Genomic DNA, 13,868 nt, shown 5'->3' on the forward strand with positions numbered 1-13,868 from the left:
AGGTCTGAAGTTTATGAAACGACTCAACACACAGTTACAGGAAGACGGTTGTCCCCTTGAACTTATTCTGCTTATTCGCACCTTGTTGGCGGCCTGTAAGGAGATATCCTTCAGGGTCAGCCAAGGTGCTCTGGCCGGCGTACTGGGGTCTACCCTGAGTGACAACGTGCAGGGCGAAAGGCAAAAAAAGCTGGATGTGATCTCTAACCAAATTCTTAAGGATATCCTCAGTGAATCTGGCTATGTCAAAGCTATTTCCTCTGAAGAAGAGGACCATGTCATTGGTTGCAATCCTGACGGTAAATATCTGATTAGTTTTGATCCGCTGGATGGTTCTTCCAACACCGACATCAACAGCCTGATCGGGACAATTTTCTCTGTGATGCATGCACCGCAGTGGATGGAACCTGATGATCCATCTGCCTTTCTGCAGCCGGGCACTCAGCAAGTAGCTGCAGGTTACGTACTGTATGGCCCGTCTACCATGCTGGCCATGACCACAGGTCGGGGTACACATTTATATACCCTGGATAAAACCCACGGTGGCTTCCTGCTGACCCGCAACAATGTGCAGGTTCCGAAGGAAACCCAGGAGTTTGCTATCAATACTTCTAACCAGCGTCACTGGGAACCTTGCATGCAAGAGTATGTGGCAGATCTGCTGGCTGGTGATCAGGGCCCAAGGGGCAAAAACTACAATATGCGCTGGGTGGCGGCCATGGTAGGGGACATCCACCGGGTATTGTGCCGGGGCGGTATTTTCGCTTACCCCTGGGATAACCGTGAACCGAACAAGCCAGGTAAACTGCGCCTGATGTACGAAGCCAACCCAATGGCATTTCTGATGGAACAAGCCGGTGGCGGCGCGTCAACTGGTCGGGGTCGTATTCTGGAAGTGATGCCTACCGACATTCATCAGCGTGTACCTGTATTGCTTGGCTCGGCCGACGAAGTGGAAGCCTGTGTCAGCTATTACAAAGACTAATTGCGGCAAATGATTCACCCGGCCGCTTGGCCGGGTATCAGGGCTGTTTATCTTTCAAATATCGATCTCGTTCACATCCAGCCCCAGGCGTTATTGGATCAGGCCTGTTTCTTTTCCAACTTCACCACTTCGGCTTTTTCTTCTTCCAGTAAACCGGCTGCGGCACTTCCTTTAAGCAGCTTGCCAACCGCATCTTTGTTTTGCGCCAGCATAACGGACAGTTCTTCCATTACAGACTCTTCCAGTTTAATGCCCTTGGCCTGAATATAGTCAGCCAGGTTGTCGGCAACATCCAGCATCTTGTCATAGAGATCCGCCTCTTTTTTATCTGTTGTCACCAGCTTCTCTACCCCTTTGTGCTCAACCACATAGCGTACGATGATGGCCATCACAGCCTCCTTTGTTGGAAATCTGTTCAGAAGATTAACATGATTACTGTATAAATAAACAGTTATTTTTTGTGATTAAGATTAAATCTTCTATGCAAACGAAAAAGGCTGCTACTGCAGCCTTTTTGGGGGATAGCGCTTAAAGCAGCGGTGCAATCACCAGACTGACAATGGCCATTACGTTAATCAGGATATTCATGGCCGGCCCGGAGGTATCTTTGAATGGGTCACCTACAGTGTCGCCCACCACGGCGGCAGCGTGTACTGGAGATCCTTTGCCACCGTGATTGCCCTTCTCAACATATTTTTTGGCGTTATCCCAGGCGCCGCCAGCGTTTGCCATCATCAATGCCAGCAGCACACAACCCAGCAGTGCACCGCCCAGCATGCCACCTAAGGCATGGGGACCAATGCCAAAGCCAACCAGTGGCGGTACGGCAACAGCCAACACCCCAGGTAGAATCATTTTCTTTAATGCTGCGGTGGTGGCAATGTCCACACAGCGGGCAGTATCAGGTTTGGCGTCGCCTTCCATCAGGCCTTTTATCTCGCGAAACTGGCGACGAATTTCGTGGATCATTTCAAAAGCAGCATCACCCACAGCGGTCATGGTAATTGAGGCAATTAAGAACGGCAGGATACCGCCTATAAACATACCCACCAGCACTTCAGGATTGCCTAAATGCAAAGTGAAACCGGGATAGTGATGGGTCATAGTTTCCACAAAAGCGGCGATGATGGCCAGCGCAGCAAGGGCCGCCGCGCCAATGGCGAAACCTTTACCGATGGCCGCAGTAGTGTTGCCCAGTTCATCCAGCGAGTCGGTAATTTGCCGGGTTTCTTTGCCTAGCCCACCCATTTCTGCGATGCCGCCAGCGTTATCAGCCACCGGGCCGTATGCATCAATGGCCATGGTGATACCCACGGTCGCCAGCATACCCACGGCCGCGATACCTACGCCATACAGGCCAGACAGGCTGGTGGAAATATAGATAATAGCACTCAGCGTCAGCACCGGGATCACCACAGACTGCATACCGACCGACAGGCCGGTAATCATGACGGTTGCAGGGCCGGTTTCACCGGATTTAGCTATTTTACGAATCGGAGAAGCCGCTGTGTAATACTCTGTCACCAGACCTATGACAATACCACCCACAGCGCCAGTGACCACTGAGCACCAGACATGGTAGTCAATGCCCACCTGCTGAATAACAAAATAAGCGGCCACGACAAACAGTACTGCTGCACCTATGGTTCCGGCACGCAGTGCAACATCGGGTTTACTGGCCGACATGGCCTTGACCAGTAAAATACCCAACACCGAACACAGTAATCCGGTTGAAGCGAGCGCCAGGGGCAGAAACATCATAGACTCCCGGCTGCCGAGACCATCCAGCGCCATGGTGGAAGCAATAGCGATGGTCGCAATCATCGCGCCGCAGTAAGACTCGAATATATCTGAGCCCATTCCAGCCACGTCACCCACATTATCACCCACATTGTCGGCAATTACGCCTGGGTTGCGAGGATCATCTTCAGGAATGCCGGCTTCAATTTTACCGACCAGGTCAGCGCCTACATCTGCGCTCTTGGTGAAAATTCCGCCACCGACCCTTGAAAACAATGCCACACTGGAAGCTCCCATACCAAAACCATGGATAACATGGGCCGTGGCAGGATCTCCACCAAAAAACCAGTACAGCATGCCCAGTCCCAATAACCCCATGGATGCCACACATAATCCCATAATGGAGCCGCCCATAAAGGCGACGGACAGGGCTGCGGCTGCACCCTGGTCGTGTGCGGCCTGGGTGGTACGGACATTGGCCTTAGTGGCGGTGAACATACCTATATAGCCAGCCAAAGCAGAACAAATGGCACCTACAGCGAAAGCGATAGCGGTATTGGCACCAAGTGACAGATATAAGGCAATGCCCAGAACCAGGGCGAAAATAAACAGCATCTTGTATTCACGGTGCATAAACACCATTGCGCCGAGGTGTATCTGATCAGCAATGCTGCCGATAGCTTGATTGGTAACGGGTATGCGTTTAATCAGTAGATAAATAATTAACGCGAAGAGCAGGCCAACAAGACCCAATACGGGCGGTATATAGAATATTTCAGTCATAGCTTCCCCAAAATTAAACAAGGCACAGCCGTGCGATTTGCACGGTGGGCTGGTCTCAGGGGCCTGGCTACAACCTCAACAAAGTAGCTAACCCCTTTGTTTTTACTTGGCTTTTTTTAGCAACAGTCGCAACCACTATAGACCCCTGATGGAAGCTTGTCAGCAATATTTGCAGAAATTTTGCCCACCTAATCAGACCGCTGTTGAGTTCTGAGTTGTTTAAACAGGTAAACTAATGAGCTGTACATTCCTGTAAGACATTCAGTCACTTAGACCAAAGTCTTTCCGTGAGGTTGGTTTGAAGCTGTTTATTTGCCGTTTAAAAAACGTATAATCCGCGCACTTCCCGTTTTGTTAAAGATAAGGACCCGCCATGAGTTTAAATGCCGTTCCTGCAGGTAAGAACCTGCCTGAAGAAGTGAATGTAATTATTGAAATCCCGGCTCACTCCGACCCGGTTAAATACGAAGTGGACAAGGAGTCTGGCGCGATTTTCGTTGATCGCTTTATGGCCACCTGCATGCACTACCCAACTAACTACGGTTATGTGCCTCATACTTTATCTGAAGATGGTGATCCGGTTGATGTACTGGTTATCACACCCTTCCCTCTGCTGGCGGGTTCTGTGATTGCGTGCCGCCCGGTTGGTGTACTGAAGATGACAGACGAGTCAGGTACCGACGCTAAGGTTTTGGCAGTACCAAAGGACAAGTTGTCTACTATCTATCGCAATGTAAAGGACATCGAAGATGTACCTGAATTACTGCGTAATCAGATTGAACATTTCTTTGAGCATTATAAAGATCTGGAACCCAACAAGTGGGTGAAAATTGACGGCTGGGACAACGCTGAAGCTGCCAAAGAGGAAATTGTGTCCAGCGTTAAACGCTACGAAGATACGCCGGATAAACCAGCGTTCTAAGGCGAATTCCATATATAAATCGGGCCAGCATTGCTGGCCTTTTTTATGGCCTAAAGGCTACAATTGCCGTCCGTTGTCCCGGCTTTGGGTTACCCATGCCATCCTTGCAAGCTATCCGTCAGAATCCGCAATTTTTACTGTTGGCCATGGCCTTTGTCATGCCACTGACCTTCTCGGTATGGAATGCGTTACTGAATAACTTTGTTATCGACGCCGCACAATTTAATGGTGCGCAGATTGGCCTATTGCAAAGCTTGCGGGAAGTGCCTGGGTTTCTGGCGTTTACTGCCATTTTTGTGCTGCTGGTACTCAAAGAACAAACCTTTGCATTAATTTCCCTGGCGGTGATGTCCATCGGCATCGCACTGACTGGCTGGTTTCCGTTTGAATATGGCCTCTACGCCACCACAGTATTAATGTCTATTGGTTTCCACTATTTTGAAACGGTTAACCAGTCACTGACCCTGCAGTGGCTGGACAAGCAGCAAACCGCAGAGTTTATGGGACGTCAACTGGCAGTAAAAAGCTGTGCTTCGCTGCTGGCTTACGGTGCTATCTGGATTCTGATGGAGTGGTGGGGTATTAGCTATAATGCAATGTATATGCTGGCAGGTGGTGCGGGACTGATTATTGTACTGACCCTATGGTTGTTGTTCCCGCGTTTTTCCCAACCTAGCACCCAGCATAAGCAACTGGTATTGCGTCGTCGCTATTGGCTGTACTACGGCCTGACATTTTTCAGTGGCGCACGGCGGCAGATCTTTGTGGTGTTTGCCGCCTTTATGATGGTGGAGAAATTCGGTTACAGTGTGGGCGAAATCAGCTTACTCTTTATGCTCAATTATGTGTTTAATTTGTTGTTTGCCCCGAGCATAGGTCGCTTTATCGCGCGAGTGGGTGAAAGACGGGCGCTGGTGGTTGAGTATGTCGGTCTGATCATACTGTTTATCAGCTATGGCCTGGTGGAAACCGCCTGGTTGGGTGCGACATTATATGTTATCGACCACCTGTTGTTTGCTATGGCCATTGCCATGAAAACCTATTTTCAGAAAATTGCCGATCCTCGTGATATTGCCTCTACCTCGGGGGTGAGCTTTACCATTAATCATATTGCGGCGGTGGTGATACCGGCGCTACTGGGCATGGTATGGCTGGTATCGCCTAGTATGGTGTTTTTTGTCGGCGCGGGGTTTGCCTGTTGTTCGTTGTTGTTGTCGCTGAATATTCCGGCCCTGCCGATGTCGGGAAATGAGGTGCGCAGAAATCCATTTGGTTGGGCTAATCAGCCAGATCTTGCAGTTGAAAAGGTGTGAAGTGATGAGAATGCTAATGGTTGTCCTGGGGTTGTTGCCAATGCTGGCAATGGCTGAGGCCAAAGACTTGTATTGGGAAGATATGGTACCCAAAGATTACGTGGCACCTGAGCAAAGTATCAGCCACGACGGCGACAGTATGGCACAAATGAATCTGGATGCGCCGGTAGTGGCTGAACTGGATGGTCAGGAAGTCAGAATTCCGGGCTTTGTGGTGCCTTTGGAAGGTGATGACCAGAAGCTCACGGAATTTTTGCTGGTACCTTATTTTGGGGCCTGTATACATGTTCCACCCCCACCACCTAATCAAATTGTTTACGTAAAATTTGCTGAGGGTACACCGGTTGAGAGTTTGTATGATGCTGTCTGGATAACCGGCAAATTGTCTACTAAGGGCTGGAGTGGTGATATAGCCACGGTCGGCTACAGTCTGCAAGGGATAAAGGTTGAACCTTACGAATAGGCAACAGCATACACAGGGTGCCTGAAGCACTCTGTGTATGGCTGCTTGAAAGGCTTCTTCAGAAAGTGCCGACCACTTTCACATCTGCTGTGACCTTGGCGGCATCGATGTAACCAATCATATTGGGATTGGCCGCGATCAGACTTAACATCTCGCTGTCCGTTGCCACGGTTTTGGGCGGATTTGCCTTGCCCGTAAACACCAATTTTGCCCAGTAAGCTTTTATCTGGGATGTGTCGCGGCTAAGCACATTACTAACGAACATATCTTTAACCGCAACCCCATCGTCGAAATCTATCGGCACTGCTTGCGCACCGCTTGGGAATGTTTTGGTCTTTGCCAGGAATACTCTTTGTATTTCGTCCTGACTCAGACTGTCTCCATTGGACGGATGTACAATCACGGCCACCTCAGCCTGGGCAGCCAGACTCATGCCAAACAATACCGCACCTGTTACTTTGAAGATTGATTTCATGGTCTGTTCTCCTCAGAAGATAAAGTCGATGCCGACCCGGAATTGATCCATGCTTTCTTTATGATCCTGACTACCAACCTGGGTGGCCGCATTTCTATCCCATATATCATCATACTTAGTATATTCAGCTTTTAACGCTGCACTGTCATGGAAATCCCAGCGAATACCAAGCCCTGTTTCGGTAAATTCATACATCTGGCCATCAAATGCGGCCTGAATACCCGGCCTGAACGGTGCCGGAAACATGGCTGCCGTTGTCGTATTTCGGTCTGTTTCAGCTTCACCATAGTAAACATAGGGTTGTAGTGAACGCACCCGATAGCCCAGGTTTACATACCACTGGTTGTTGACCAGATTTAACGAGTCATCAATATCGACCCGGGACTTCTCAGCATTAAATACCAGGCTGCCATCGTCATAGCTTAGTCCATAGCCGAGGAAGGTGCCTTTATCGTCATTAATGCGTAAGTTGTCTGTAATGCTGACCGGGACACCGGCTTGATTTAACTGTGCGGCTAGTCCTTCAACCGTGACCACCGGAATATTCACATCTGTTTGCATATAAGTGGCATAGGCGGTGAAAGACTGCCATGAAAGCTGGCTGTTTATGCCCATTGCGTTGTTTAGTTTCCCCGCCGTTGGCGTGGTGGTGCTAAAGAACGTTTCTTCCACCCGCCCGGCGTAGGCATTAACGCTGACGTCGATACTCGAGAGGCTGAAGTTGTGCAGCACACTGACACCGTCATAGGTGGAAAAAAGCAGGCTGTACATGGTTCGAGGCGGTGAAATAAAGGGATAGGCAAAGCCCACATCCAGATAATCCGAATAGCGATAAAAAGGAATACGCAATCTACCGGCCCGCAGTGTTGTTGAATCATTTACCGCGTAGCTAAGGTAGGCCCATTCAAAATTAGCATCAAAATCATCTGCGCCTTTCGCCAGAATCTGAGCCGTGACCGACAGGTTTTCGCCCAGATCGGCCATAGCCTGCAGCGCAAATTTACTTTGTGGCTTAAAGCCAATGTCTTTATCGTAGAGATTGTTGCGAAAGTTCAGATCATCGCTGACACCTACCACCACTGACCCGAAACCGTTAATGGTCACTTCGGCTGACAGTGGCAGTGAGACGATAAGCAGCGAGACAACAGGTAAAGACCTGAGTTTCATCTGTGTACTCCCATATGCTTATAGTTTAGTTGTGCTGACAATCTAACTATATGCAATGTCTAGAAATTCGCCATGAAATGAAAAACGAAAAAATCTTGCAAATGCCATGTTCTTGGCTGTACTTGGTTAAACCTCTGTCTTATACGAGGCAGTAATGTAGTGACTGACTGAATTTTTGACATTTTTGCAGCAATTTCGATTTCAACTGAGAAAGTTTAATAAAGTCAAAGTGCTACAGTTAAAAAAGCAGACTATGTTTAACAACAGTGGCAGCACATTAAAGGCCAGGATTCAGCATGAACATACTTAACAAAATGCCTGTGGCGACGAAAATTTTCCTAATTCCTGTTATTGCGACCTTAAGTTTTGTTATCTACCTGCTTATTACCGTTTCTACGGCGCTGAATAACAGCACTATGCTGGATCAGGCCAGGGAAGTGCAGTTTCCAGCTTTGCAAAGCTCGGCGTCTACTTTGGTGCAGATGCAGAAACTCAGAGACACTCTTAGCAGTGCGGTTACCACGGGGGATGAGGATGCCATTACTGCTGCCAGCAACATTGCCGCAGAAGTAAGGAACGCATTGGATGACATCGCAGCCATGAGTGCGGATTTCAGTGCGGACATTCAAAAAATCGGTGGTAGCTTTGATAACTACTATAAAGTGGCATTTGGTCTGTCGGAGTCCATGGTGCAGGGGACAGCTGACTTTTCCAAAATTGGCGAATTATCTGAACAGATGAACCAGTCCTATGACAATGCCATAGGCCACATGGCGACGTTCCGGGATCAGCAGCAACAAGCTTTTGAGAAAGCTTTTCAGAACTCCAACGAAGCTAACGATACCTTAATTAGTACAGGTATTGTGATGGCACTGATTACCACAGTGATATTGTTTGCTACTGCATTTCCCATTGTGACTGGTATCAAAGGCAGTATTGTGGAAGTGGTACGTTCGCTTAAAGACATAGCCAGAGAGGATGGTGATTTAACCGTCCGTATTCAAACCAAGAGCCAGGATGAAATTGGCGAGTTGGTACATTGGTTCAACCAGTTTATGGAAAAGCTGCAGACCGTGGTTAAAGACATTGTGAATGCCAGTCTGCCACTTTCACAATTAGCCCAGAACCTGCACCAACTGACCGAAGAAACAAACCGCACCATAGATGTTCAACAGAATTCCGCGACCCATGCCAAACGAGCAGTGGATACTATGAGTGAATCGGTCGCCAGTGTTGCTCAAAGTGCCGCTCTGGCAGCGGATGCCGCAGGGGAAGCAAGTGGTGCTGCCGGGCAGGGTCAAAAAGTCGTGGATGAAACGGTGCAGAGCATCCAGCAACTGGCGGACAATGTCAGGGCGTCAGCCGAGGTGATACAGAAGCTTGAAACGGATTCTAACAAAGTCGGTACGGTACTGGATGTGATTAAAGGCATTGCTGAACAAACTAATTTACTGGCCCTCAATGCAGCCATTGAGGCTGCCAGGGCGGGGGAGCAGGGGCGAGGTTTTGCGGTCGTGGCGGATGAAGTCCGTACCCTGGCATCCCGTACCCAGCAATCCACAGAAGAGATTCAGGCGACCATAGAACAACTGCAAAATGCGGCCCGTTCGGCCGTAACTGTAATGGAAAAAGGTACTGAACGCGCCAATGGCAGTGTACAAACCGCGAATAAAGCTGGCGACAGTTTGAGCGTTATTACTTCAACGATTAATCGCATTACCGATATGAACCGACAGATTGCCGGAGCCACGGATGAACAACAGTCGGTGGCCAGAAGTATTGTCGGCCATGTAGATGAAATCCATCATCGCACCGAACAAACTTCTGCCAGTTCGGCCAAGCTGGCGTCGGTCAGCCGTGAATTGGCCGAATTGGCGGGTAATCTGGAAGCTATCGCTAAACAGTTCCGGGTTTAAGCTGTATATATTTGCTCTGCGGGGTTAAACAACACCCAGGAGGTCAGGATATATTTGTCGTTAGAGCGTGGCACCTGACCTCTGTGGGTATGGGTAAAATAGGCCGGAGCAATAACCATTCTACCAGCCCTGGGTTGAATGGACACATCCTGGTAGTAGAAGTCAGTTTCTCCGCCCTCTTCGACGTCGTTTAAATAGAACATAAACAATAGAATACGATGTAAGGCATCATTGGCGCCCGCCTGCGGATAGACTTCTGAATGCCAGTAGGGGTAACCGCCACGAGCCACGGGATACTTTTGCGCATTGATGTCGCCAAGGCGAAACAAATACTGCACCAGATTGGCCAAATTCGGCAGGCCGACTTCTGCAAAGTTGTCCTGGCTGAGCTTGACGGGTTCGCCTGTTTTGGGGTGTCGTACGGTCAGGCCAATAGGACCAATCAGGGCAAAAAAATATTTGGCAAAATAGCCCATCACCTGTTGGGTGGTGGTTTGCAGCACCTGGGGAAGCAAGCCTGCAAACTCAGGTTGGCTGGTGATAGAAATATCCTCACTAACCTTTTTACTGGTGTCCACACCGCCACCTGTGCGGCCCGCATGACGATTAGGGCTGTTGTCTATCTGCTCGACCAGTGCCTGGCAAAGCGCCGTTGGCAGGGCATTATCGATAATTTCAATAAACTGGCTCATGCGGCCTCCGTGCTCAGCTTTATCAGTTCACTGCGTACCTGCTCAGATATGGCTTTGGACGACTGAGTTGCATAGTCAAAATGTACCATAGTGGTAATACCCGTGGCGCATTGTTGCTCGTCCTGCCAGATTTCCTGATACACATCGAATGAACTTTTGCCTATGCGGCTAATACCTGTGCGTACCTGCACCGGTTTGCCGTAAAAAATCTGCCTGAGAAAATCGATTTTGTAACTGGCCAGAATCAATGGCCAGTTGGTCAGATCTAATTCTGGGCTAAAAAGCCGGAATATGGGTTCTCGGGCAGCCTCAAACCAGCCTGCCAACACAGTATTGCTGACATGGCGTAAGGCGTCTGTTTCGTAAAAGCGTACATCATATTCCTGGCTTAGCATGCTTGTCCCTCTTATCCGCTTTTCTGGCTCAGACTGCCAGCATAGGTTTCAGAAAACGTCCGGTATGGGATACCGGTGAATCCGCCACCTGTTCGGGCGTACCCTGGGCTATTATCTGCCCGCCGCCACTACCACCTTCCGGCCCCAAATCCACCAACCAGTCGGCGGTTTTAATCACATCCAGATTGTGTTCTATCACCACTACGGTGTTGCCGTGGTCGCGCAATCTGTGCAGTACCTGTAATAATTGCTTGATGTCGTGGAAATGCAAACCCGTAGTGGGTTCATCCAGAATGTACAGGGTTTTACCTGTATCCCGTTTGGAAAGCTCGCGGGCCAGTTTAACCCGTTGTGCCTCGCCGCCAGACAAAGTGGTGGCACTCTGACCAAGTCGAATATAAGACAATCCCACATCCATCAGGGTCTGAAGTTTTCTGGCTAAGGCTGGAATTGCATCAAAGAACTCGCGGGCATCTTCCACCGTCATATCCAGCACTTCCTGGATGTTCTTGTTTTTATATTTGATTTCCAGAGTTTCACGATTGTAGCGCTTACCTTTGCAAACATCACAAGGTACGTAAATGTCGGGCAAGAAATGCATTTCCACTTTGATCACACCGTCACCCTGGCAAGCCTCGCAGCGTCCGCCCTTGACGTTAAAGCTGAAACGCCCAGGCTTATAACCACGGGAGCGGGCTTCCTGGGTACCGGAAAACAACTCGCGAATCGGCGTGAAAAGTCCGGCATAGGTGGCTGGATTTGAACGTGGTGTGCGGCCAATCGGGCTTTGATCGATATCCACCACTTTATCCAGATGCTCCATACCTCGCACGGCTTGATAGGGCGAAGGCTCGCCGACAGTGGCACCGTTCAGCTCTTTGTGGGCTATTACATACAAAGTGTCGTTAATCAACGTTGACTTACCCGAACCGGACACTCCGGTAACACAGGTCATCAAACCAATGGGCAGGCGCAAGTTAACTTCTTTAAGATTGTTCCCCGTGGCGCCATCCAGTTCTAACCAAAGGTTGTCCGGGTTTGGTGTGCGCGTCGCAGGCACTTCTATTTTTTCTCTGCCTGACAGGTATTTTCCGGTAAGTGAATGCTCGCTTTTCTTTATGTCTTCCAGGCTGCCCTCAGCGACGATCTCGCCGCCATGCACACCGGCTCCGGGGCCGATATCCAGAATATAATCGGCTTCCCGGATAGCGTCTTCGTCATGTTCAACCACAATCACGGTATTGCCCAGATCGCGTAAATGGATAAGGGTGCTGAGCAAACGTTCATTGTCGCGCTGGTGCAGGCCGATACTGGGCTCGTCCAACACGTACATAACCCCGACCAAACCTGCGCCAATCTGACTGGCCAGGCGGATTCGCTGAGCTTCACCGCCGGACAGGGTGTCGGCACTGCGGGACATTGACAGGTAATTCAGGCCCACATTAACCAGAAAGTTCAGCCGGTCACGGATTTCCTTCAGGATCTTTTCGGCAATCTGTGCCCGCTTGCCGGTCAGTGCCAAACTTTCAAAAAACGCCAGGGCTTCGGCGATGGACATATCGGTGACGGTGGGCAGGCGGATTTCGTTGATAAATACGTTTCTTGCTTCTAAGCGTAAACGGGTGCCTCCACAACTACCGCAGGGCTGCTGACTGAGGTATTTGGCCAGTTCTTCCCGCACGGCATTGGACTCGGTTTCCCGGTAACGCCGCTCCATATTAGGCAGGATACCTTCGAACGGATGTTTGCGTTCCATCACGTCACCGCGATCGTTGATATAGCGGAACTTAATGGATGTTCCTTTGCTGCCATTTAGCACCACATCCCGGGCTTTGCTGTCCAGCTCATTAAAGGGCTTGGTGAGATCAAACTGATAATGTTCTGCGACCGCCTGTAGCATCTGGAAATAGTAATAGCTGCGTTTGTCCCAGCCACGAATGGCACCACCGGCCAGGCTCAGTTCCTCATTGACTATCACCTTACTGGCATCAAAAAACTGTCGGGTGCCAAGGCCGTCGCAGGTCTGACAGGCGCCAGCCGGGTTGTTAAAGGAAAATAATCTGGGTTCCAGCTCTGCCATACTGTAGCCACAATGAGGACAGGCAAAGTTGGCGGAAAAGACGATTTCTTGTTTGCCGGGCTCATCCATCCAGGCGATTTTGGCTGTGCCGCCCGACAGCCCTAAGGCCGTCTCAAAGGATTCGGCCAAGCGTAATTGCAGATCGTCACGTACCTTGAATCTGTCTACCACCACTTCGATAGTGTGCTTTTTATGCAGATCAAGGGTTGGCGGATCGGATAAATCACAGATTTCGCCGTCGATGCGGGCCCGGATAAAGCCCTGCGCAGCCAGATTTTCCAGGGTTTTAATATGTTCCCCTTTGCGCTCTTGTACCACAGGGGCCAGCAACATCAGCTTGGCACCCTCTTCCATGGTCAGGACCTTGTCCACCATCTGGCTGATGGTCTGGGCATCTAACGGCACATTGTGATCAGGGCAGCGAGGCTCCCCTACTCTGGCAAACAACAGACGCAGATAGTCGTAAATTTCGGTTATGGTACCCACGGTAGAGCGCGGGTTATGTGACGTGGATTTCTGTTCTATGGAAATGGCGGGCGACAATCCTTCGATATGATCCACATCGGGCTTTTCCATCATGGACAAGAACTGACGCGCATAGGCAGAAAGGGATTCAACGTAACGGCGCTGCCCCTCAGCATACAGGGTATCAAATGCCAGGGATGACTTGCCGGAACCGGACAGCCCGGTGATCACAATCAGCTTGTCCCTGGGCAGGGTTACACTGATGTTCTTAAGGTTATGAGTGCGCGCGCCACGTACTTCTATTTTGTCCACAAAAAACACACCTGAGCAGGGAAACGAAACCCCTAGTATTGCATAACCCTTGCCCTGGAAACGAACAAAATATCTGAATCCTGCTTTTTCGTTCTGCCTTAGTGTCTGCTGTGTTACACTGCGCGGCCGAATGGGAGCTGCAATCTGCTCTGTGAAGAAA

General features: G+C 49.8%; 12 protein-coding genes. 5 read left to right on the forward strand and 7 right to left on the reverse strand.

Annotated features, from left to right (window positions below):
- Nucleotides 1-13: 13 nt before the first annotated feature.
- A complete protein-coding gene (locus tag ABD028_RS21500) occupies nt 14-985 on the forward strand; it encodes a class 1 fructose-bisphosphatase (RefSeq protein ID WP_102794512.1) in 972 nt (323 codons plus the stop codon).
- 98 nt (nt 986-1,083) lie between these two features.
- On the opposite strand, the gene ABD028_RS21505 is transcribed toward ABD028_RS21500, so the two are convergent.
- Both ABD028_RS21505 and ABD028_RS21510 read right to left on the reverse strand, forming a co-directional pair.
- Entirely contained in the window at nt 1,084-1,374 is a 291-nt protein-coding gene (locus ABD028_RS21505) for a YebG family protein (protein ID WP_102794511.1), read from the reverse strand.
- A gap of 139 nt (nt 1,375-1,513) precedes the next feature.
- Entirely contained in the window at nt 1,514-3,508 is a 1,995-nt protein-coding gene (locus ABD028_RS21510; protein WP_343847426.1) for a sodium-translocating pyrophosphatase, read from the reverse strand.
- Between the two features lie 373 nt (nt 3,509-3,881).
- Between ABD028_RS21510 and ppa the strand changes: the two genes are divergently transcribed.
- The 3 genes from ppa to ABD028_RS21525 all read left to right on the forward strand — a co-directional run bounded on the left by ppa (nt 3,882) and on the right by ABD028_RS21525 (nt 6,206).
- A complete protein-coding gene (gene ppa / locus ABD028_RS21515; RefSeq protein ID WP_343847427.1) occupies nt 3,882-4,430 on the forward strand; it encodes an inorganic diphosphatase in 549 nt (182 codons plus the stop codon).
- A gap of 95 nt (nt 4,431-4,525) precedes the next feature.
- On the forward strand, nt 4,526-5,743 hold the full coding sequence (locus ABD028_RS21520; protein ID WP_343847428.1) for an MFS transporter: 1,218 nt from the start codon (nt 4,526-4,528) through the stop codon (nt 5,741-5,743).
- Nucleotides 5,744-5,747: 4 nt separating this feature from the next.
- Nucleotides 5,748-6,206 carry a DUF3299 domain-containing protein gene (locus ABD028_RS21525; protein WP_102794506.1) on the forward strand — a complete coding sequence of 153 codons (459 nt, stop codon included), beginning with the start codon at nt 5,748-5,750 and terminating at the stop codon, nt 6,204-6,206.
- Nucleotides 6,207-6,264: 58 nt separating this feature from the next.
- Here ABD028_RS21525 and ABD028_RS21530 read toward each other — a convergent pair whose 3' ends face one another.
- Together ABD028_RS21530 and ABD028_RS21535 are read right to left on the reverse strand one after the other, a co-directional pair.
- A complete protein-coding gene (locus tag ABD028_RS21530) occupies nt 6,265-6,681 on the reverse strand; it encodes a type 2 periplasmic-binding domain-containing protein (RefSeq protein WP_102794505.1) in 417 nt (138 codons plus the stop codon).
- A 12-nt stretch (nt 6,682-6,693) separates the two neighbouring features.
- The gene (locus ABD028_RS21535) at nt 6,694-7,848 is read right to left on the reverse strand and encodes a porin family protein (RefSeq protein WP_343847429.1); all 1,155 of its coding nucleotides are present in this window, start codon (nt 7,846-7,848) and stop codon (nt 6,694-6,696) included.
- A 296-nt stretch (nt 7,849-8,144) separates the two neighbouring features.
- Between ABD028_RS21535 and ABD028_RS21540 the strand changes: the two genes are divergently transcribed.
- Nucleotides 8,145-9,764, forward strand: a complete 1,620-nt coding sequence (locus tag ABD028_RS21540; protein ID WP_102794503.1) for a methyl-accepting chemotaxis protein — start codon at nt 8,145-8,147, stop codon at nt 9,762-9,764.
- On the opposite strand, the gene ABD028_RS21545 is transcribed toward ABD028_RS21540, so the two are convergent.
- Genes ABD028_RS21545 through uvrA form a run of 3 tightly spaced genes read right to left on the reverse strand, consistent with a single transcriptional unit; the run spans nt 9,761 to nt 13,708 of the window.
- Nucleotides 9,761-10,456: a 2OG-Fe(II) oxygenase gene (locus ABD028_RS21545; protein ID WP_343847430.1), complete on the reverse strand. Its 696-nt coding sequence runs from the start codon at nt 10,454-10,456 to the stop codon at nt 9,761-9,763. The two genes, ABD028_RS21540 and ABD028_RS21545, sit on opposite strands and share 4 nt — an antisense overlap.
- A complete protein-coding gene (locus ABD028_RS21550; RefSeq protein WP_102794501.1) occupies nt 10,453-10,851 on the reverse strand; it encodes an acyl-CoA thioesterase in 399 nt (132 codons plus the stop codon). Before ABD028_RS21550 ends, ABD028_RS21545 begins: the two co-directional genes overlap by 4 nt.
- A 28-nt stretch (nt 10,852-10,879) precedes the next feature.
- On the reverse strand, nt 10,880-13,708 hold the full coding sequence (uvrA, locus tag ABD028_RS21555) for an excinuclease ABC subunit UvrA (RefSeq protein WP_102794852.1): 2,829 nt from the start codon (nt 13,706-13,708) through the stop codon (nt 10,880-10,882).
- Between the last annotated feature and the right edge of the window lie 160 nt (nt 13,709-13,868).

It is taken from the genome of Bowmanella denitrificans (genome assembly GCF_039522935.1).
Taxonomy (GTDB): domain Bacteria; phylum Pseudomonadota; class Gammaproteobacteria; order Enterobacterales; family Alteromonadaceae; genus Bowmanella; species Bowmanella denitrificans.

Coding starts and splice junctions, on each gene's coding strand:
- ABD028_RS21500 (WP_102794512.1), top strand. CDS start 14: ATGAAACGACTCAACACACAGTTACAGGAAGACGGTTGTCCCCTTGAA.
- ABD028_RS21505 (WP_102794511.1), bottom strand. CDS start 1,374: ATGGCCATCATCGTACGCTATGTGGTTGAGCACAAAGGGGTAGAGAAG.
- ABD028_RS21510 (WP_343847426.1), bottom strand. CDS start 3,508: ATGACTGAAATATTCTATATACCGCCCGTATTGGGTCTTGTTGGCCTG.
- ppa (WP_343847427.1), top strand. CDS start 3,882: ATGAGTTTAAATGCCGTTCCTGCAGGTAAGAACCTGCCTGAAGAAGTG.
- ABD028_RS21520 (WP_343847428.1), top strand. CDS start 4,526: ATGCCATCCTTGCAAGCTATCCGTCAGAATCCGCAATTTTTACTGTTG.
- ABD028_RS21525 (WP_102794506.1), top strand. CDS start 5,748: ATGAGAATGCTAATGGTTGTCCTGGGGTTGTTGCCAATGCTGGCAATG.
- ABD028_RS21530 (WP_102794505.1), bottom strand. CDS start 6,681: ATGAAATCAATCTTCAAAGTAACAGGTGCGGTATTGTTTGGCATGAGT.
- ABD028_RS21535 (WP_343847429.1), bottom strand. CDS start 7,848: ATGAAACTCAGGTCTTTACCTGTTGTCTCGCTGCTTATCGTCTCACTG.
- ABD028_RS21540 (WP_102794503.1), top strand. CDS start 8,145: ATGAACATACTTAACAAAATGCCTGTGGCGACGAAAATTTTCCTAATT.
- ABD028_RS21545 (WP_343847430.1), bottom strand. CDS start 10,456: ATGAGCCAGTTTATTGAAATTATCGATAATGCCCTGCCAACGGCGCTT.
- ABD028_RS21550 (WP_102794501.1), bottom strand. CDS start 10,851: ATGCTAAGCCAGGAATATGATGTACGCTTTTACGAAACAGACGCCTTA.